Here is a 20,535-nt window from a genome sequence, read left to right as displayed (position 1 = left end):
ATGTATGAAATCGGAGTCGTCTATCGCAACATCCAGCGCGCGGATGCGGATGTGGCAGCGAAACTCGGCGCGCTCGGTTCGGCCACCGTGCATGAAGCCATGGGCCGCACGGGTCTGCTCCAACCGTATATGCGCCCGATCTATACCGGCGCGCGCGCGAGCGGCACGGCCGTCACGGTGCTGCTGCAACCGGGCGATAACTGGATGCTGCACGTCGCGGCCGAACAGATCCGGCCGGGCGACGTCGTCGTCGCGGGTGTCACCGCAGAGAGCACCGACGGTTACTTCGGCGATCTGCTGGCCACGAGCTTCAAGGCGCGCGGCGCGCATGCGTTGATCATCGACGCCGGCGTGCGCGACGTCAGCGTGCTGACCGAAATGAACTTCCCGGTCTGGAGCAAGGCGATCTCCGCGAAAGGCACGGTCAAGGCGACGCTCGGCTCGGTGAACATTCCGGTCGTGTGCGCGGGCGCACTGGTCACACCGGGCGACGTCGTCGTTGCCGATCACGACGGCGTGGTCGTGGTGCCGGCGGCCGCCGCGCAAGCCGTGCTCGACAAGGCTGCGGCGCGCGAGGCCAATGAAGCCGGGAAGCGCGCGAAACTCGCCGCTGGGGTGCTCGGTCTCGACATGTACAACATGCGCGGGCCGCTCCAGCAGGCCGGACTGCGTTACAAGGACTGACAGGCGTGGTCGCAATGATCAACGATCAAGCCATACGCGCGCCGATCACCGGAATTTCGTCGATGGCCACGCGCCAGGTGCTGGCCGAACTCGCCGCGTTCTACGAGCGGCGCACGGGGCAGGGCGTCGCCATCGAATCGGTCGGCGGCGTCGAAGCGGCGCGCCGGGTCGAGGATGGCGAAGTCTTCGACATCGTCGTGCTTGCCGCCGACGCGATCGAGCGGCTCGTGATGACGGGTTGTGTCGAGGCGGCGAGCCGCGTCGCGCTCGCGCGCTCGGGCATCGCGGTCGCGGTCGCGGCCGGAAAAACGCACCCAGACATCGCGTCCGAAGCAGCGCTGCGCGACGCGATTCTTGGTGCGCGTAGCATCGGTTACTCGACGGGGCCGAGCGGCACGCATCTGCTGAAGCTGTTCGAATGCTGGGGCATTGCCGAGCAGATCGCTTCGCGTATCGTGAAAGCGCCGCCGGGTGTGCCGGTCGGCACGCTCGTCGCGCGCGGAGAAGTCGCGCTCGGCTTTCAGCAGATGAGCGAATTGATTCACGTGGCGGGCATCGACGTGCTCGGCGAGCTTCCGGCCGCCATCCAGTCCACCACGACCTTTACCGCCGCGATCTGCACGGTGGCGCGCCAGCGTGAAGCAGCGCAGGCGTTGTTGGCGTGTCTGGCCTCGCGCGAGGCCGACCGCACAAAGCTGCAAAACGGCATGTCGCCGGCTTGATGGGGGCGGCGCTCGCCGCCACGCTCGTGTCCTTCCCTTTTCCGCCTCCATCTCTTTGCGCGAGCGCATGTTCGGCTTCGAAACGCTGAAAGTGCTGACCGGCACGCCCGCTCGGATGGCGGAGGCAAAACGCTACGAATGAGAGCGGATTCACGCCAGCAGCTTGCCCCACTCGTAATCGATACTGTCCGGCGTGAAGGGCAGCACGCCCGCGCCGGGCGTAAATGTAAGTTCGCCGAAATAAACGAGGTCGTCCGGTGCATACAGGTCGACGCGCACATAGTCGAAGTCTTCGCACAGACGGGCCGCGACATCGAGCACGGCCTGTAGATGCGGCGGGCGCGGAGCGGGCAACGCGCTGCGCTTGTAGTCGCCGATTGCGATATCGAGGTGATTCCAGTCGGCGTCGTACACGTCGCCGTGCGTCGCGTTGCCGAATCGATCCGAGATCACGAGGATATAGATGATCGGCCCGCCAGGACGGCCGCCAAAGCAGTGCATTTTGAAATCCGCCGGAATCTGGCCGCGCCGATCGAGCAGCAGTTGCTCGAAGAAAACGCGCGGCTCGATCGTCCGATAGTGCCGCTCACGCCCAACGTAATAGAAGTCGGTGCGCAACCATTGGTCGGCGAGCTTCTTCAGCTTCTCGAACGAGGTCTCTGATTTGTTTCTCACCACTTCGACGTAGCTGCTGCCGTGATTGGCTTTCATTACGAAAGCATCCGGCAGTGCGTCGAACACTTCGGGCGTGAATGCATCGGGCACTGCGATCAGCGGTATCAAATGCTTGTCGCCGATTTTCCGGGCAATATATTCCCGCACCAGAAGCTTGTCGGTCAGGTCGATATAGCGCGGATCAGGATGAAGATTGCGCTGGAGGATCTTCTCATTGAACGTCACCGGACGAATCAGGTTCGGATAGCGGCCAATGCATTTGTGATGTAACAGGCTTAGGAAAAGGGCGTCCGGCAATAGCGTTTTCGCCGCTTCCTTGATTTTTCTCGCGGTAGATGTCGATTGCCCGTGCGCCGCATGCGCACCGGTGTGCGATCCCGGCTGCCCGCAGGGCGGGGCCAGAGCACTGTCACCGGACTGTAGGGAGACCATGTTTTCCGGCGCGACGGCCTCGTCCACTTCGGCGGATTTGATGATCGTCATGTTCTAATCGCTTTGCGGTCGAGTCGACGAATCGTCCTCGGAGTAACGGGAATTGAAATCAAAGCGTCAGCGGCGCTTGCCGCAACATCTCGGTCGCGGCACTCCAGCTTTCCTCCGGCGTCAGCCAACGTTCCTCCGAATCCACATGCTGTTGCGCGCGGAATTGCGTCGGCGACATGCCATAGCGCTCCTTGAATAGCCGCCCAAGCCGATTACCGTCGCCCATTCCGCAGCGGCGCGCAATCTTGTCGACCGGCAGATCGGTGTTCTTCAGCATCGAGCGAACGATCTCGAAGCGTGTGCGCAGCAGATATTCGAGCGGCGTCATGCCGAACTCGCATTTGAAGCGGCGCTGGAAATTGCGCTTGCTCATCGCCACCGATTCGGCCGCCTGCGCAACCGAAATGGCCTTGCTGTAGTTTTCCTTGATCCAGCGCGCCGATTCGCGAATCTTCTCCGTCGTCGTCGTGATGTTGCCGTCGTCGAGCTCAGAGCGGCTTTTCTCGGCGTAGCCGTTTTGCAGAATGCGGCCGATCTTGCGGGCAGTGTCGGTATTGATGTCGCGTTCGATCTGCGCGAGCGCGAGATCGGTCGGCGTCACATTGCTTTGCGTGCGCGCGGCGTCACCGCTGTCGTCGAACAGAAAAATCGGCACGATCGATTGCAGCGGATCGTTGCAGACGACCGCGAGATTCGCACCCTGTTGCATGCCGAAAGATGCAATCGATCCTTGCAGCGAGATCCACGACAGAAAGCGGTCGTTGGATTCCGCGACTTCGGTGACGTCGCGGCAGGCCACGAAGAACGCGTGGAAATCAGCGAGGCAGTAGCGTTCGAGGCCTTGCGTCCAGATCGATATGCCGGAGGAACTGGTCACCAGACCACCGCCGTCGGATACCACGGTAAATCGGTATGGCGCCTCTTCGCCAGCCGTTCTCTTGAACTCATTGGCAAGCCGGAACGCGTCGCCGATCGCGCCGGTACTTGCCATCGAACAATCCTGAAAGACGAATAGACCAATGTGCTTCATCACGCGAGCTTCTCCAGTCAGGAAAATCTACGCATTGAGATTAGCGCATCGATTTGGACGAGACGAGCTTGGCCGGCATGCGTGGGTGTTTTGGCGTAATCGTCAGGATTGAAGAAATTCTTACCTCGCTATTCGCGGAAATGCGTGCTACTAATTAACGTTGCACGGAATTTTTTCCCCATCAATTAGCGCGATTCTTGCGAGGGAAATGCTGGGGCATCGGCGGAATGCGCCGAGCGGCTTGAATTCGGCGCGATTTGCGGGATGACAACCGCATTCTTTGCACTTGCGCGGTGAAATTGGCGTTCTGTCGCGATGTACGATGCCTGTCGTATAACTCTGTTACAGCAATTGCAGATCGCAACAAGCCTTTCTGGCTTCTGTTTCATTTGTAAAGGGCTCCGCATTATCGGCCAATAGCACCCTACTTTGGGCCGCCGGCGAATGCCTCGATCGTTTGCGCACTATGCTTCACCGCAACATCGAGAGAGAAATTGTCAATCGCGGATTACGTGAATGGCGGTCTTCGCATTCCCTGATTCGTGAGAAGAACAATCGGCAATGCCGCGGTGGATAAGCAATAGGTGTGTAGCCTTCCGTGGTTCGAGAGGTCCCGAACGCGGCTCCCCGACCTAACCCGACACAGCACGTCGCTTGCCGTGCTGCCAGCCAATCGAGGGTCTGTCCGGCCGGCGGCATAAAGAGCGACGTGGCGACGCAAAGCGATTGCCGATCGTTTTGTCTCATCAACCTGCAAGGATCAGACCGGTGGATTACTATCCGCAAAACTCGCTCTATCCCGCTGTTGATACCGAGCGTAGACAACTCAGTGCCAGCGGGATGCTCACGCTAATGCGCGACCACATCTGGGAGATCGTGGTGACGACGGTCGTCGTCACCACGCTCGCGGTCGCGTATCTTCTGATTGCCACGCCTATCTATTCCGCTGACGTAATCGTTCGCGTGGACCCACCCGAGCCAAATGCCCTCGGGCTCGCGTTGCAGAACCAGGAACTGTTGCCGCCGCCGACGCCGTCGTCGATAACCGAAATGGCGGTCATGGAAAGCCGTTCAGTTTTGCAGCCGGTGATGGACCAGTTCCGTTTCGACATTTCGGTGAAGCCGCACAAGCTTCCGGTTCTCGGCGATATCGCCGAAAAATTCGCTACACCGGGACAGCCCGCGGCGCCGTGGCTCGGGCTGAAATCGTTTGCATGGGGCGGCGAGCGTGTGCAGATCGCCGCGCTCGACGTGCCGCGCGAACTCGAGGAAGAGAAGCTGACCTTGACCGCGCTCGACAATGGCGCCTTCGAATTGCACGGCCCGTCCGGGGAGTTGCTGGCGAGAGGCACGGTCGGCATGCCGCTCAAGCAGAACGGCGTGTCGATGCTCGTGAAGGAACTCGCTGCGCGGCCGGGCACGAAGTTCGAGGTGATCCGCTGGAATGAGCTCGATGCCATCAAGCGCTTCACCGGTCTCGTCAAGATTGGCGACAAGGTGAAAGACTCTGGGCTGCTGCAAATCCAGTACCGCGACAAGAGTCCGGACAAGGCCGCGGCCGTCGCCAATGCATTGGGAGAGCAATACCTCGCATACGCGGTGGCGAGCCGGCAAGCGAACGACACGCAGACGCTCGCGTTTATTAACGGCGAACTCCCGCGTCTACTCGGCGATCTGCGAAAAGCCGAGGAAGCGCTGAAGAACTTCCGCTCGAAATCGCAATCGATGCAGCCGACCAACGAGGCGCAAGCCTATTTGCAGGGCGGCCTCGATCTCGACAAGCAGATCGCGGCGCTGCAATTGCAGCGCACGCAAATGCTCGAGCGCTATACGGAACAGAGCCGCTGGGTGCAGAACGTCGACGAGCAACTGGCGCAATTGAAAGATGCGAAAGCGAAATTCTCCGACCATTTCAACGGCATGCCCGCGTCGGAACGCGCGAGCGTCGATCTGATCCGCGCGCAGAAGGTCGCGGAAACGGTGTATCTCGGCATGGTGCAGAAGGCCGAGCAATTGCAGGTGCGCCGCGCCAGCACGACGGGCGGCGCGCATATTCTCGATCGCGCGATCAGACCGCATATGCCGGTCATGCCACAGCCGATTCTCGTGCTCGGCGGCGGATTGGTGCTCGGTATCGTGTCCGGCGTCGTGTTGGTCTTCATGCGCCGCCACGTGATGATCGGCGTGACCGACCCGCGCTATGTCGAGCGCCAGATGAGCGTGCCGGTGTTTGGCGAGATTCTGTTCAGCCATCAGCAACTGCTGCTCGACCGCGATGCGACCGCGGGGCGCAAATCGCTGCCGGCAGCAGCCGGGCGCGCCCATCCGCCGATGCAGAAGAGTCTGCACGAGATTCAGTTCGATTCCGGCGTCCAGAACAGGATTCTCGCCGCGCGCTTTCCGCACGACACATCGGTCGAAGCGCTGCGCAGCGTACGGACCGCCGTCACGCGCGATCTCGCGCATGCACGCAACAACATCGTGATGATCATCGGGCCCACGCCATCAGCCGGCAAGAGCTTCGTCGCCGCGAATCTGGCGATCCTGCACGCTGAAATCGGCTCACGGGTGGTGCTGATCGATGCCGACATGCGACGCGGTCATCTCGCCTCGCTATTCAACGAGAGCAATCGTGGAGGCCTTTCCGAAGTACTGTCCGAACGCCTGCCGCTCCGCAATGCGCTGCGCTCGACCCGCATCGACGGATTGACGTTCCTGTCATGCGGCGTGCGCCCGGAGAACCCCGCCGCGCTGCTGATGAGGCCGCGCCTGAAGGATGTACTCGAGCGGCTGTCGAGCCAGTTCGATCTGGTGATCATCGATACGCCGCCTTTCCTCGCGGTCACCGACGCCTCGATCGTCGCGAACGAGGCGGGCGCGTCTCTGCTCGTGCTGCGCTCGGGCATGCAAAGCGAGGAGGAGATCGCCGACACGATCAGAAAGATGGAACGCGCGGAAGGGCGCATCGCGGGCGCGGTGTTCAACGGCATTCCGCTGCGTCGAAGCACGAAGAACTATGGCTACGAAACGAACTATGCCAGCGATTTCGGCGAAAACGACGTCGGACAGCAAGCGCCGCGAGGCGCCTGAGCGTGTGGAGACCCCAACGCGGTAAAGCGCGTTCGCGATGGCGTAAAACGGAGAACCAGATGGCCTTTGCAATCAACGGAAAGTTTACTTCTCAGTCCATCACGGGGGTTCAACGCGTTGCGTATGAGCTGACGCGGGCCATGCAGATGCGCGCCGTGCCCGGTGATGAACCGGAAGTGTTCGTGCCGCAAAACGCGGTCGAGCCGGGGGCGCTGCTCAAACCGCAACGGCGCTTTCCGTGGCTGCGCGGCACGCTGTGGGAGCAGATCACGCTGCCAATCGCCGCACGCGGCATCACGCTGCTGAGTCTGTGCAATACGAACCCGCTGTTCAAGCACAGTCAGGTCGTGATGGTTCACGACATGGCCGTCTTCGACGTGCCGCAGGGCTTTTCGAGGAAATTCCGGCTCTGGTATCGCATCTGTTTCGGGCTCTTGCCGCGCACGCATCCGATCGTTCTGACGGTCTCGACGTTTTCGAAAATGCGTATCTGCCATCACCTGAAAATCGACGAATCGCGTGTGAAAGTGGTGGCGCCCGGCGCGGATCATTTCGACCGGATCGTTGCCGACCCATCGGTGCTGCAACGGCTCGAATTGAACAAGGACGCCTATTGCGTGATCGTCGGCAGTCTCGATCCGCGCAAGAATCTGCGCGGCGTGCTCGATGCGATCGTGCGGCTCGGGCATCTGCGTGACGTCAAATTCGTCATCGTGGGAAAACAGTATCCGCGCATCTTCAGCGGTGCAGGCGTCGAGCATCCTGTGCATTCGCGGCAGGTCGTGTGGGCAGGTTTCGTGTCGGACGCGGAGCTGAAGGCACTGTACGAGAGCGCTGGCTGCCTCGTGTTTCCGTCGTTGTACGAAGGTTTCGGCCTGCCGCCTCTGGAAGCGATGTATTGCGGCTGTCCGGTGATCGCGTCGGCGCGCACGTCGATACCGGAAGCGTGCGGCGATGCCGCAATGTACTGCGACGCGACTTCCGCGGATGACATCGCCGCAAAGATCGCGCAGATGATGAGCGACGCCGATCTTCGCCAACGTTATCGCAGCGCGGGGCTGCTGCATGCGCGCGAGTTTCGCTGGGAGCGCGCGGCGCAAACGGTGCTCGAAATCCTCGATGTCAAGACTGGCGAGCGGCTGCCCGAACTGACGCCGCGCGCGTCCGCGAGCTAGCGATGGGTGGGCACGAACATGGATCGCATGAAGACCCGTGCTGGCAGAAGACGTGCATTGCGCACACTCGCCGCGTTGGCGGCGGGTGCGGCCGCGCCGTTGTCGAATATCAGGCCCGCTGTCGCATTGGTACGGGACGCACCGACCGCCAACGCGCGCGCTCGCATGATCACCGATCTGATCGGCACGAACGGCTGGGCCGGATCGGCCGCCGACATCGAGATGTGGCGAGCGATGGGCATCAGCTGGGGGCGCGACACGGTCGGCCCCGGTCAGCCTCATGGGCCCGGCGAGGCGATGCGCATCGACAAAACGGGCTCGGCGTTCCAAAGCGATCTGCCGTCGGTGTTGTTGCGAAACGAGCGCAATGGAATCGGTTCGCTGCTGCTGCTCGGCTATACGCCGAGATGGAATGCGAGTGTGCCGGGTGACAGCAATTCGGCACCGGTCGATGTGGACGCGTGGAAGCGGTATGTCGACGCGGTGGTCCGCAAGTATTCAGCGCCGCCTTATAACCTGCGCTATTTCCAGATCTGGAACGAGGCGGCCGGCAAGTTGTCCGGCGGCTTGCCGCAGTCCGTGTTCTGGCATGGCCCGGAGTTCAGCAAGGACGAAAAACGCTCGAAACCGTACGAACGCGCGATGCAGGATTACGTGGAGCGGATTCATATTCCGGCGGCCCGCATCATTCGCAGTTATCGCGCGTATGTGGTGTATGGCGGCTGGCCGGACCAGGGCGGCCTCGATAACTTCCACCGCTGGCTCGAATATCGCAGTCCGGTCTTGAAAGAGCGCATGCTCGATTGGGTCGACTACATCGACACGCACTACTTGCCGGTTGCCGATATGGAATCGCTGTACCAGCGATACGTGAAGAGCGGTCCCGCGCGCGGCATCTGGCAAACGGAGATCGGCAACGAGTACATGAAAGACCCGCACTATTTGCCGCGTTATTTCTTCGACTTCGCGGTGTGGGCGCTCGGCAGAAATTGGGACGACCCGAACAAGTACCTGTCGATGATCTATCACTGGGACGGCTATGAACCTTTTCGTCTCACGCATCCCGGTCCGCCTGAACGAACCTACAACGTTTCCGGTCGAAGCTTGGTCGTGTTGCGTCAAACAGCGGGCGGGCATCTGGCGAGTTTTTCGAAGCCGCTGCAATGCGGTCCGGGGGTTGCTGCGAACGCCTTGCTTTCCGGCGGCGACCTCGTGATGCAGGTGAGCAGCAGCGCCGGCTGGCAGAACATTTCCATCGGCGGGCTGCAGGCGCTGCGCTCACGCGCGGTACACGCCGATTTCATCGATGCACTGAGCGGCGAGGCGAGCACATCGGGCAATTTGGCATTGAGTTGGGACAACGATTTGATGAACGTGCGATTCAAGGTACCCGACCGGGTGAATGGCGCCGGTAATAATCCGCCCAAACATCTGGCTTATCTCGTGGTACGTGGTGTGACGCAGGCAGTGGCATAGCGATATTTCGCGAGCGTGACGACCGCCGGGAGCCGGCGGATCGAACTTGACGGGTAGCGTTGACACATGATGAAACAGGTCACCATTGCGATTTGCAATTACAACTACGAGCGCTATCTGGCCGCGGCGATCGACTCGGCGCTCGCGCAGGATTATCCGGCGACCACGGTCATGGTCGTCGATGATGGCTCGACCGACGGTTCGCGCGAAATCATCGCAAGCTATGGCGATCGCGTGCTGTCGCTGTGCAAGAAAAATGGCGGACAGGTATCCGCCTACAACTATGCAATCGCGTCGCTCACCACGGAGTATGTGATCTTTCTCGATTCCGACGACGTGCTGTACCCCTCCGCGGTCACCGAAGTGATGCGCTTTTTCGAGGACGCCGAGTGGGCCAAGGTGCAATTCCGGCTCGACGTGATGGACAACGAAGGTGCATTGACGGGGGCCTACGTGCCGCATAGCGAGCCGCCACACGACTGTGGCAGGCTGTTGCGCGGCGGTTGGCTTTATCCGTCGCCGCCCGCCTCCGGCAATGCGTACCGGGTGAGTGCGCTCAAGCAGATCTTCCCCGTCCCCGAAGAGGGCGTGAATCGCTATGGCGCGGACTTTTATGCAATCTATGGCGTTGCGCTGGCTGGACCGATCGCAACCGTGTCGAAGTCGCTAGGCGGCTACCGAGTGCATAACGCGGGCAGTAAAACCGTGTCGTTCGCGAACTCGGAAGAACTGACCAAAGCGCCGCGCGCGTTCAACATGCGATGGGCCATCTTGCGCAACATTGCCAACGTCCGGCTCGACATCGAACTACCTGCGACGTTTCTCGACTTCTCGCATGAGAAAGCGACGTTCTGCTCTTCCGTTTATCGCGCAACGCTTTTCAGGCGTTGGCATTGGATGCTGCTCGATTCGCGCAACTATCTGCACACGATCATTGCAAATCCGTTCTGGAGCCTGAAAAAGAAGCTCGCCACGCTCGTACTGTCGAGCCTGTGTCTCCTGCCTTACTCGCCGCTGTCGGATTTCGCGGTGCGTTATATCGCGAATCCGCTTGCGCGCCGTCGCGTCGCAGGACGCTGAGGCGAAGGAGGACGGCATGGATAGACGAACGAGCGCCAACCTGATCGTATTTGTTTACGCCGGCTATTTCATGAGGTACATCTACCTCATGATCGTCGTGCCGTTCTATGGCCGAGTGCTCGGCGTGGCCGAATACGGCCGGGTACTCGCGTCGATGTCGCTGATGAACGTGATATGGATGCTCGTCGGCTTCGGCTTTACCTTCGTCGGCATGCGCGAGGTGGCGAAAGCGCAGTCGACCCAGGAATGCAATGCGATCTATTCGCTGCAGGTCAGCGCGCGGCTGACACTCGCCGTGATCGGCGCGGGCATCGGCATCATCGCGACGTTCTGTTCACCGTTATTGTCGGAGCGGCCGCTGATCGGCCTGCTCGCGACCTTGCTAGGTATCGTGTCGGCATGCAATCTCGGCTGGCTATTTCAGGGGCGGCAACAGATTCGCACGCCGATCATGATCGAGGTGTTCGGCTTCGCGCTGAGTCTCGTGCTGGTGCTGACTCTCGTCAAAGGACCGAACGATGCCGTATGGGTGGTGGCGAGTCTGCTGATTGCGGGTATCGCGTCCTTGATCATTGCCTACGGTTTGACGACGTGGCAACTCGGCTGGCCGCGACTGGCGTTTGCCGGCGTCCTGCCGCTCGTGCGCAGGTCGACGATGCTGTTCTGCTATTCGTCCGGCTCCGTCGTGCTGACGGCATCGTCGACGTATTTGCTGACCTTGTTTTCGACGCCCGCGGAGGTTGGCTATTTCGGCGCGGCCGAGCGTTTCGCGGCGATCGGACTCGGCCTGATGGCCCCCGCGGCGCAAGTCTTTATTCCGACGATATCCCGGCAACTCGCGCAGGGCGACAAGGCGGGCGCGCATGTCACGACGCGGCGCGGCGCCATCTTGCTGCTCGGCTATGGCGTGCTCGTGCTGTGCGGCGCGTTGACGCTGTCGCCTTTCGTGTTGCCGCTGATTCTCGGCGCCGCGTTCGAGCCGAGTGTGCACGTATTGCAGGTATTTGCATGGATGTTCCCGTTCGCGGCTTTCAATGATTTCGTCGCGCTCTATGTATTCGTGCCGCGCAGGAAAGACCGGGTGCTCGCGATTGCCGGCGTCGCCTCGGCGCTGGTCAATCTCGCAGCGGCGCTCGTTCTCGCGCCGCGTTTTGGCGCGATTGGCATGGCCTCTGCTCGGGTGATCGGCGAAGCGGCGCTGTCGGTGACGCTGCTCAGCGTGTTGATTCGCCTCGAGCTGGTCGGGCTGTTGCCCGGCGCCGAGCGGGCGCTCGAGCGGGTGCGGGTGGCGTGCGGGCTTCGTACGCAGGCGGGCGGCGCAAAGGACGATTGAAGTGGCGCGTGGGTGCGTGGGAGTTTGGGTGGATTGTCACAGGAGGTCGAAGTGAAAGTCGCTATTGTTCACGATTGGCTGGTAGTGTCCGGCGGCGCCGAGAAAGTATTGAAGAACATCATCGAGTGCTTCCCGGATGCGGACGTCTTTTCGATTGTCGATTTTCTCGAAGACCGCGATTGCGTGAAGGGGAAGTCCGTCAACACGTCATTCATCCAGAAGATGCCGTTTGCGCGAAGACGATACCGCGCCTATCTACCATTGATGCCGATTGCGATCGAGCAGGTGGATCTGTCAGGCTACGATCTCGTCATTTCGAGCTCGCACGCGGTCGCGAAAGGCGTGTTGACCGGGCCGAACCAGGTGCATATCAGCTACATTCATTCGCCGATCCGCTATGCGTGGGATCTGCAACATCAGTACCTGCGTGAATCCCATCTCGACACAGGGCTGCGCTCCGCGTTGGCGCGCGTGCTGCTTCATTACATTCGAGGCTGGGATTCGCGCTCCGCGAACGGCGTCGATCATCTCGTCGCGAATTCTCAGTTCATTGCGCGGCGTATCAGAAAGGCCTATCAGCGCGAAGCGACCGTGATCTATCCGCCGGTCGATCTGGTGAACATGCCTATTGGTACGGAGAAAGAGGATTTCTACGTGACGGCGTCGCGGATGGTGCCTTATAAGCGTATCGATCTGATCGTTCAGGCCTTTTCGCAATCGCCTGAACGCAAGCTGGTTGTGATCGGCGACGGTCCCGAGATGAAGAAGATCAAATCGGTGGCCGGCGACAACGTCCAGATTCTCGGGCATCAGCCGTCCGATGTGCTGGTCGATCATTTGCGGCGCGCGCGCGCGTTCGTGTTCGCGGCGGAAGAAGACTTCGGCATTTCGGTGGTCGAAGCGCAGGCATGCGGCACGCCGGTGATCGCCTTCGGCCGCGGCGGCGTGCTTGAATCGGTGGTGGGATTGCCGCTCGAGCGACCCACCGGGGTCTTTTTCGGGGAGCAAAGCACCGCGTCGTTGCTCGAAGCCGTTACCCGGTTCGAGAGCAATGCAGCCCTATTCGACGCACGCGTGTGCCGCAAGAATGCCGAGCGGTTTTCGTCGGAGAACTTCAAGAAGGCCCTGATGGGCTTCGTCGACGCGCGGCTCCCGTATGCGTGCGTCGAACAGTTTCTTCCCTATGCGCCGAGTCAGTCGCTGCCGGCCGAAGAACGTCATCTTGCCGACGTTACGCCCTGAGTCGGGCGCTGGGGCACGGGCGGTGCAGCTCGCGTGCCCACGATGCCCGCCTTGCGCGCTCCGCGCGGGCCGGGCCTGAATGCGGTGGCCGCCAGCGGACGCGCGGCTAGCAGCAGCGAGATCACCAGAGAAAGAATCAATACATTCGACGGCGAGACCAGCCGATGCTCGGTTGCCGACATCACCAGCAGGCAAACCGACGAAATCTCGACGAAGCGGAACGCCGCGAACTGGCGGCCGCCCTCGACCAACGCGGCATACGCCGCCCCCTGCTTGCTCCACTCGACCAGTCTCCAGAAGAACGCGAGGATCAGCGTCAAGCCCACTACGCCGAGCTCGGCGAGGATATTCAGATACGAGTTGTGAGCGTGTGAGTCGCTGTGCTCGATCACCACGTCGGACGGCACCGCGAACAGATGGAAGTACGAGGTGAGGCTACCGATGTGGTCGTCGAAGGAGCCGAAGCCGAGACCGACGAGCGGGCTTTGCACGAAATACGCGAGCGCTCGCGGCCACAACCACTCGTAGCGAATGTTGAGGTTGTTGACCTTGGCGTCATTGGCGTGAATCGCGAACGTATAGCCCATGTAGTCGACGTTCGGCTGGGTATGGTAGATCGCGATGGCGACCGAGGCGAGCAGCAGCACCGCTATCAGCGTGCCGAGAATCCAGCGCTTGCGGCCAAAGTACAGATAGGGCAGAACGGCCGCCGCGCCAAGCAGCGAGCCGCGGCTGTAGGTCGAAAACAGCATCAGCACATTGCAGGCGAGCAGCGCGATCAGCAGCTTGCTGCGTTTTTGCAGGTAGCACGCTATGCCGAGACAGAACAGCATCGCCAGGAAGCCGCCGGCTGCGTTGCGCGCAATGAAGTAGCTGCCGAAACTGTCGGCCGGATTAACGAACATGCTGAGCAGCCCGTTCGTGGCGATGTAGTAGGCGTACATCGGCAGATTGACGATGACCGCGAAAATGAACAACGCACGCAGTACCTTATTCAGATCCCAGCGGTGTGCATACACGAAACCGGCAAAAATGGGCGTATAGGAAATGAAAAAATTGCCGTCGCGCCTATAAAAGTCGAAGTCGAGGAACGACTGCGAATCATAGAGCAGCGTCGAGACCGTCGCGAGCACCGTGAAAGCGGTAAGCGGCGCGACGAACGCGGGATAACTCCGGCCGTAAAAGCGCCATGCCAGCAATAGCAACGGGACAAAGCCGATCGCACTGATGGGCACGAAATTCGTGACCGTCAGGAAAAGTGCGAGTAGCGAAATATAGGCCATTGCAACTCCAGAAAAACGAATGGCGCGCCGGTTGGGGTTGTGCCCATGCGCTGGATGATGGCGAGATTGGGAACAGCGGAAAACTCACAGTGCGGCCCGCGCGGGGGTCACACCGCCGTTTATCTTTGACATGAATGCCACGGGACGTTCATTAAACGGTAGCACGTGTCGCTGCTTATTTCCAATCGTGCGCCCTGCAATAGAGGTGCAAGCTCGTTAGCGAGCTTGTTAAATCCAGTCCGCGGGCACCGCCAAAACTTCCGCGCTTCGCGCCAGATGGGCTGCGTCGCAATGCGGTCTCACTATGATGAATTCATCGGGGCACGATGTCGACCAGATCCGATGCACGTCGTTTGCCGCATTCGATCTTTCGTTTCGTTTCAATCGTTTCCCGGTCGTCGTTGTCGAGCAGACCACTGCGATTCGGCCAGTCCGTTTCCGTACTTCCCGATCGAGCCGGATTCGCCGTAGGCGCATGCACTTTCACTGCGAACTGAACTACTGGTCTGGTCCGTTTGACACGCACGCCCTGTCATAAATCACATCAGACGGTATTTGCGTGGATCGCGGCACACCGCGTTATGCGGTGTCCTCGAGGGAGACGCGTTCCCGAGCCGGTTTCAATGCGAAGGAGTTAGCGATGGTCAAGGTTACCGCGGCAGCAGCCGCAGCGGATGTCGAAACGATACGACAGGATTCTGCCGAGGCGGAGTTTCCGACGCTCGTGCAGGTGATTCTCGCCGGTGGTTCCGGCACCCGGCTGTGGCCGGTGTCGCGCGAACAGTTTCCAAAGCAACTGATCGACGTGATCGGCAATCAGACTTTGCTGCAAGCAACCATGGGGCGCATGGCGGGTTTTGATGGCGCATGGAACGTCGCGGCCGATCCCGTGATCGTCTGCGGAACCGAGCATTATTTCGCCACTTACGAGCAGGCGCGCGAGATCGGCGTGAACGCGCGGATCGTGGTCGAGCCCGCGCGTCGCGATACGGCGCCGGCATTGACGCTTGCCGCGCTGACGGCATGCCCGGAAGACGAAGACGCGATTCTGGTCGCAATGCCCGCCGACCATGCGATCGCGAATCTCGAAGCGCTTCATCACGCGCTGGACGTCGCCGCGAGGCATGCGCGCGACGGCGCGATCGTCACGCTAGGCGTACCGCCCGAACGGCCCGACACGGGCTTCGGTTATATCCGGCTCGGCGACGCATTGCCAGACGGCGCGCGCCGCATCGAGCGCTTCGTCGAGAAGCCCGCGACGGAGCTCGCGGCGCAGTACGTCGCGTCGGGCAATTACTGGTGGAATAGCGGCATCTTCGTCGTGCGAGCGTCGGTTTGGCTCTCCATCATCGAGCAGTTTCAGCCGGACATGCACGCGGCCTGCGTTCAGGCATACCGCGACGCGAAGAAGACTGAAGAATGCATCATGCCGGACGCCGAGGGGTTTCTGGATTCGCCGTCCGACTCGATCGACTATGCGGTGATGGAGCAGCTTGGCAAACCGGAGTCGGCGTTTTCCGGCGTGGTGGTGCCGCTCGAAGCAGGTTGGTCCGATCTCGGCTCGTGGGATGCCGTATGGCAAGCGATGGAGAAGGACGACTGCGGTAACGCGGCCAGCGGCCGCGTGCTGTTCGAAGGGGCCACCGCGACCTACGCACGCTCGCAAGGAGGCAGGCTTCTCGCCTGCGTCGGCACCAACAACATGATCGTGATCGAGACCGACGACGCGGTGCTCGTCGCGGATCGCTCGCATGTGCAGGACATCAAGGGACTCGTGTCGCGGATCAGGGCCGAGAAGTCGCCGGAGGCCGATGCGCACAGAAAAGTGCGTCGCCCGTGGGGCTTTTACGACTCGATCGATCATGGCGAGCGCTTTCAGGTGAAGCGCATCGTCGTGATGCCCGGCGGCCGTCTGTCGTTGCAGATGCATCATCATCGCGCCGAGCACTGGGTCGTGGTGTGTGGAACCGCACTCGTCACGCGCGGGGAAGAGCAGTTTCTTCTTGGCGAAAACGAATCGACCTATATCCCGTTGGGTGTTCGCCATCGGCTCGAGAATCCGGGCCGCGTGCCGCTGCAGATCATCGAGGTGCAGTCGGGTACTTATCTCGGCGAAGACGACATCGTTCGTTTCGACGACAAGTACGGGCGTTGTGGCTGAAGCGACGGAGTCGACCTGCTACGTCCTATGAGGGGGCTGTGATGCGATTGCTGACTGGTCTGCTGGCGAGAGCGTTCGACGTCGCGATGATCGTGGCTGGGGCATTTGCGGCCTCCCAGATCCGCTTCGACGGCGGCTCGCAACGGAGCTTTTATTTCGCCTTCGTCGCTTTTGCCGCGGCGTTTGCTCTCGCGGTCTTTCCGGCGCTCGGCGTCTACCAATCGTGGCGTGGCCGCTCGAAAAGAGTGCTGGCGAGCCAGGTGGCGCTCGGCTGGCTCGTCGTGCAGGCCTGCGCGATGGTGCTGATGTTCTCGCTGCACCGGATCGATTTCGTGTCGCGACTCTGGTTCGTGTACTGGACGGGCATTTCGGGCGCGGCAATGATGACCGGCCGGCTGGTCACGCATGCGTTGCTTGGGCGCATGCGTCATGCGGGGATGAACTTGCAACAGGTCGCGGTGGCGGCGTGCGGCGAACATTGCGACGAGATCATCCATAAGATCGAGACGTCGCCCGCGGCCGGCTTTCGCGCGAATGCGCTGTATAACCTGCACCCCGGCTGCTGCATTCCGCCGCGCTCGTCGGTGCAGGTCTTCGAAGAACAGGGCGCGTTCGCTCGCTACGTGCGCGAACAGCAGATCGGCGAAGTGTGGCTGGCGCTGCCGCTCACCGAGGAGCGCGCGATTCTCAAGCTGGTGGCGGAGTTTCGCAACGACCTGATCAATGTGCGCTTCATGCCCGACGTGCGCTCGCTTGCGCTGTTCGAAGGCGGCATGACCGAGTTGCTCGGCTTGCCGACGATCAATCTTGCCGCTTCGCCGCTGCCGCCGAAGGCCTTGGTGCAGAAAGACCTGTTCGATCGTCTGTTCGCGCTCGCCGCGTTGATTGCGATCTCGCCGATACTGCTGGGCTGCGCGATTGCCGTCAAACTGAGTTCGCGCGGGCCGGTGTTCTTCAAGCAGCGTCGCAAAGGCGCCGACGGCCGCGTATTTACGATCTACAAGTTCCGCACGATGCGCCTTCACGAGCAGAAGCCGGGCATTCTCGAACAGGCCACGCGAGACGATCCACGCATCACGACCATCGGCGCGTTCCTGCGCCGCACGAGTCTCGACGAACTACCGCAGTTCTTTAACGTGCTGCGCGGCGATATGTCGGTGGTGGGGCCGCGCCCGCATGCGCTCGAACACGACGATCTCTATCAGAACATCGTGTCGGGCTATATCCACCGTTATCGGATCAAACCCGGCATTACCGGCTGGGCGCAGATTAACGGCTATCGCGGCGAAACCGATCGCCTGGAAAAGATGGAGGGCCGCGTCGCACACGATCTGTACTACCTGCGCAACTGGTCGTTCTGGCTCGACATGAAGATCATTCTGGCCACGATTTTCAAGGGGCTTCATCATCCAAACGCGTATTGAGCATGATGCTATCCGGAGTTGAAAACGTAGTGAGACGAGCTGCGAAGCGGGTCTCGCTTTACCGCTTTCACCACGGTCACGAATTGCAGGCGAGAAAAATATTGGAGCGACTCGAAAGCAGGTATGGCAAGACCGATCCGAACAAACTGCGGCTCGCGGACACCTATGCGCGAGACGTGTTCGGCGACCCGGTCTACGCACCCTGGCTGCGCGTTTATACCGCGTTTTGCGGCACTTTCAAGGAAGGCTGGATTCCGGACAACTACTACGGCATCGTCGTCGTGCCGCATATGCAAGGCTGGTACGGCAAGATTTCGAGCCTCAAGCCGATTTCACGGCTGATCTTCGACGGCGACGAATTGCCGGACGTCGCGTACTTTGCCAATGGGCTGTTCTTTACCGACAAAGGCGTCGTGGTGCCCGAGCGCGATCTGACAGACGTCGTGTTCGAGCATACCGAACGCGTCGTATTCAAGCTCGACGGTTCCGGACAGGGCAACGGTGTCTACTTCTTCGACCGTCCCAACTTCGACCCCGCGGTCATCAGATCGCTCGGCAATGGCGTGATTCAGACGTTCATCAAGCAGCACAGTCTGTTCGCTACGTTTGCTGCGAAGCCGGTGGCGACATTGCGCTTCACGACCGTGGTGGACGAGACCGGTCGCATTTCCATTCGGGCCTGCTACTTGCGACTCGGCAGAGCGGACGATACGCATGTGCTGAGCGATCGCGAGGTATGCGTGCCGGTCGAACTCGAAACGGGCGCACTGTGCGACGAGGGGTATATGAGCGACTGGGCCGCGGTGGACGCGCATCCTGACTCGGGCGCGCGCTTCGCGGGCGTGAAGATTCCATGTTTCGAGAAATGCATGGCCACCGTGCTACGCCTGCACAGGAAGATTCCGTTTGCGCGCTGCATCGGCTGGGATCTCACGGTCGACGCGAACGGCCAGGTCAAGGTGATGGAGTGGAACGGCAAGCACAACGACGTCAAATTCAGCGAGGCGACGCAAGGCCCGTGCTTCGCGGATCTGCATTGGGAACGGCTGAGGGCTGAACCTGAGTTTGCACGGCTGCCACTGGGCTGATCGGGCAGGCCAGGAAAACGTAGTAGGAGACGCGACGTGAGCGAACAGTTATGGTGCGTCCATATCGAAGGACTGAACGACTTCATTGCCGTCGATTCGGAGGAATCGGCGCGGTACGAGGCGTCGGAGATCAATGCGTATATCGATCGCGCCGACAGAAGCTCGCGCGCCGCCCGCTTGCGCGCGGTGGTGGTCGAATGGCCGTATGGCGCCGACGCTCACGCAAGAGCGCTCGATGACGACTGGCGCGATCTGCAACATATGCCACACAGACAGCAGGCCGTCGCGCGGTCCGGCGGCGCGTTGTCGAATCTCGCGCGACGCGTTAGAGAACTGCTGAGCGTCGCGCGCACGGGGAAGGACGACGCATGAAGCGCAGCTATGGGCACGCCGCGCTCTGCGGACCGGCAGAGGCACGTCTTCTATCCGGGGCCACCAAGCAACACCTGACAGTCAACGCCCGGCTATGGGCGAAGGATGAAAGCGATAATCCCGGTGATCGCTGTATCCACACAATTCATTAGTCAACTATCACCCGGCTTCTGATAGCCCGCGACCATCGTCACGCTTTGAGGCTTCGTGAGCTGGGCGACGTAGACGGTGATGATCGGCTCGATCGACATGTTCGCGACCATCAGAAGCAGACCCGTGGCAAGCATCGCGATGGCTGGCCGCTTGTCGTCGACCGATGCCCACGCGCCCTGCTTCGACGCGCTGTCCGCGCGCTTGCGCACCGGCTTTTCGCGGATCAGGAACGCCGTCGCGAGAAAGGCCACGAAGATCGCCGCGTGATCCTTGACGCCGAGTTGCTCGACGTAGAGCGGCAGGAACGGCAGCAGCAGCGTCATCGCGACGATGGTCGTGAACGAGCCGAACACGCATACGCCAAGATTTGCGCTGCCAGTGCGCGGTGGCTTCGTCGGCCGTCGTGGCCTGCGCTTGCGGCGGCAGCGGTTCCGCCGATGGGACGTCGAGCTTGCGATTCATCTTTGGGAGTTTCCAGGTTGACTAGAAGCCGGTCGAGCTATCGAAAGCATCGTAACGGCGTGCGGTGCCATCAGGCAGTCAACCCGTCATCCTGGTATCGCTAATACCTCCTCCATAACTAATGGCCCGCGCGCGACGTACTGTGCGACGTCTGCGGCGCGACCGCCGTCGATGCCGCCGCATCCGATACCCCGACCGCACCGCCCGGCAGATCGGCCCGCTTCGTCGAACTCACCGCATCCGGATAGAGCTGCATCAGCACGCGCAGCACGCCATTGGTCCAGCCGAAACCGTCCTGTAACGGATACTCGCCGCCGCCCGCGGACTTGTCGCTCGCGTCGCCGCCGAAGCGGGTGTTTATTCCCCATTTCTTTAAAAGCGCTAGCGACTAGCGCTCTGGACGGGGTCGCCGGGTGTGCCGATCTGCTTCCAGCGAAATCGCGCATTCGGATGAAGCAGCCGAACGGTGTGTGAGCCTTGCATTACTCAATAGGGACAGTTCTTTGTCCGCCAGATCGTAGTCCCTAGCGGACATTTCTTGCGCTTGATTTTTGATGGCCTAGGATTAACCTCACGTTTTGCTAATAGTTTCCAAGAGGTGG

16 protein-coding genes and 1 pseudogene are annotated in these 20,535 nt (G+C 61.0%); 12 read left to right on the top strand and 5 right to left on the bottom strand.

The window, feature by feature from the left end:
* Together ligK and OKW44_RS09425 are read left to right on the top strand one after the other, a co-directional pair.
* Positions 1-684 (top strand): 4-carboxy-4-hydroxy-2-oxoadipate aldolase/oxaloacetate decarboxylase, encoded by a 684-nt coding sequence (gene ligK, locus OKW44_RS09430; protein WP_026226559.1) that lies wholly within the window; start codon positions 1-3, stop codon positions 682-684.
* Between the two features lie 14 nt (positions 685-698).
* Positions 699-1,406, top strand: a complete 708-nt coding sequence (locus tag OKW44_RS09425) for a substrate-binding domain-containing protein (RefSeq protein ID WP_018424656.1) — start codon at positions 699-701, stop codon at positions 1,404-1,406.
* Positions 1,407-1,556: 150 nt separating this feature from the next.
* Here the strand turns inward: OKW44_RS09425 and OKW44_RS09420 are convergent, their stop codons facing one another.
* Together OKW44_RS09420 and OKW44_RS09415 are read right to left on the bottom strand one after the other, a co-directional pair.
* Complete coding sequence (locus OKW44_RS09420) at positions 1,557-2,564, bottom strand: ATP-grasp fold amidoligase family protein (protein ID WP_018424657.1); 1,008 nt, start codon at positions 2,562-2,564, stop codon at positions 1,557-1,559.
* A 58-nt stretch (positions 2,565-2,622) separates the two neighbouring features.
* Positions 2,623-3,555, bottom strand: a complete 933-nt coding sequence (locus tag OKW44_RS09415) for a helix-turn-helix domain-containing protein (protein WP_184006650.1) — start codon at positions 3,553-3,555, stop codon at positions 2,623-2,625.
* Positions 3,556-4,362: 807 nt separating this feature from the next.
* Between OKW44_RS09415 and OKW44_RS09410 the strand changes: the two genes are divergently transcribed.
* The 6 genes from OKW44_RS09410 (at position 4,363) to OKW44_RS09385 (ending at position 12,990) form a co-directional block, all read left to right on the top strand.
* On the top strand, positions 4,363-6,684 hold the full coding sequence (locus OKW44_RS09410) for a polysaccharide biosynthesis tyrosine autokinase (RefSeq protein ID WP_026226561.1): 2,322 nt from the start codon (positions 4,363-4,365) through the stop codon (positions 6,682-6,684).
* A 59-nt stretch (positions 6,685-6,743) separates the two neighbouring features.
* Positions 6,744-7,859, top strand: a complete 1,116-nt coding sequence (locus OKW44_RS09405) for a glycosyltransferase family 4 protein (protein WP_026226562.1) — start codon at positions 6,744-6,746, stop codon at positions 7,857-7,859.
* 18 nt (positions 7,860-7,877) lie between these two features.
* Positions 7,878-9,335 carry a hypothetical protein gene (locus tag OKW44_RS09400; protein WP_204357185.1) on the top strand — a complete coding sequence of 486 codons (1,458 nt, stop codon included), beginning with the start codon at positions 7,878-7,880 and terminating at the stop codon, positions 9,333-9,335.
* 69 nt (positions 9,336-9,404) lie between these two features.
* Positions 9,405-10,415: a glycosyltransferase family 2 protein gene (locus tag OKW44_RS09395; protein WP_026226564.1), complete on the top strand. Its 1,011-nt coding sequence runs from the start codon at positions 9,405-9,407 to the stop codon at positions 10,413-10,415.
* A 16-nt stretch (positions 10,416-10,431) separates the two neighbouring features.
* Entirely contained in the window at positions 10,432-11,748 is a 1,317-nt protein-coding gene (locus OKW44_RS09390; RefSeq protein ID WP_026226565.1) for a lipopolysaccharide biosynthesis protein, read from the top strand.
* A 51-nt stretch (positions 11,749-11,799) separates the two neighbouring features.
* The gene (locus OKW44_RS09385; protein ID WP_018424664.1) at positions 11,800-12,990 is read left to right on the top strand and encodes a glycosyltransferase family 4 protein; all 1,191 of its coding nucleotides are present in this window, start codon (positions 11,800-11,802) and stop codon (positions 12,988-12,990) included.
* Here the strand turns inward: OKW44_RS09385 and OKW44_RS09380 are convergent.
* Entirely contained in the window at positions 12,966-14,273 is a 1,308-nt protein-coding gene (locus tag OKW44_RS09380) for an O-antigen ligase family protein (RefSeq protein ID WP_018424665.1), read from the bottom strand. The two genes, OKW44_RS09385 and OKW44_RS09380, sit on opposite strands and share 25 nt — an antisense overlap.
* Before the next feature lie 640 nt (positions 14,274-14,913).
* On the opposite strand from OKW44_RS09380, the gene OKW44_RS09375 reads away from it, so the two are divergent.
* From OKW44_RS09375 to OKW44_RS09360, 4 genes are all read left to right on the top strand, one after another.
* Positions 14,914-16,434 (top strand): mannose-1-phosphate guanylyltransferase/mannose-6-phosphate isomerase, encoded by a 1,521-nt coding sequence (locus OKW44_RS09375; protein ID WP_018424667.1) that lies wholly within the window; start codon positions 14,914-14,916, stop codon positions 16,432-16,434.
* A gap of 41 nt (positions 16,435-16,475) precedes the next feature.
* The gene (locus tag OKW44_RS09370; RefSeq protein WP_018424668.1) at positions 16,476-17,858 is read left to right on the top strand and encodes an undecaprenyl-phosphate glucose phosphotransferase; all 1,383 of its coding nucleotides are present in this window, start codon (positions 16,476-16,478) and stop codon (positions 17,856-17,858) included.
* A 101-nt stretch (positions 17,859-17,959) separates the two neighbouring features.
* A complete protein-coding gene (locus tag OKW44_RS09365) occupies positions 17,960-18,946 on the top strand; it encodes a sugar-transfer associated ATP-grasp domain-containing protein (RefSeq protein ID WP_018424669.1) in 987 nt (328 codons plus the stop codon).
* Positions 18,947-18,982: 36 nt separating this feature from the next.
* Positions 18,983-19,318: a hypothetical protein gene (locus OKW44_RS09360; protein ID WP_018424670.1), complete on the top strand. Its 336-nt coding sequence runs from the start codon at positions 18,983-18,985 to the stop codon at positions 19,316-19,318.
* A 161-nt stretch (positions 19,319-19,479) separates the two neighbouring features.
* Here OKW44_RS09360 and OKW44_RS09355 read toward each other — a convergent pair.
* Both OKW44_RS09355 and OKW44_RS09350 read right to left on the bottom strand, forming a co-directional pair.
* Positions 19,480-19,933: pseudogene (locus OKW44_RS09355) on the bottom strand (hypothetical protein); the annotation flags it as partial.
* Positions 19,934-20,051: 118 nt separating this feature from the next.
* Positions 20,052-20,294, bottom strand: a complete 243-nt coding sequence (locus tag OKW44_RS09350) for a trehalase family glycosidase (protein ID WP_429410847.1) — start codon at positions 20,292-20,294, stop codon at positions 20,052-20,054.
* Positions 20,295-20,535: the final 241 nt, after the last annotated feature.

Source organism: Paraburkholderia lebeckiae, assembly GCF_050436325.1.
Lineage (GTDB): Bacteria > Pseudomonadota > Gammaproteobacteria > Burkholderiales > Burkholderiaceae > Paraburkholderia > Paraburkholderia tuberum.
This window is presented reverse-complemented; position numbering and strand designations above follow the sequence as displayed.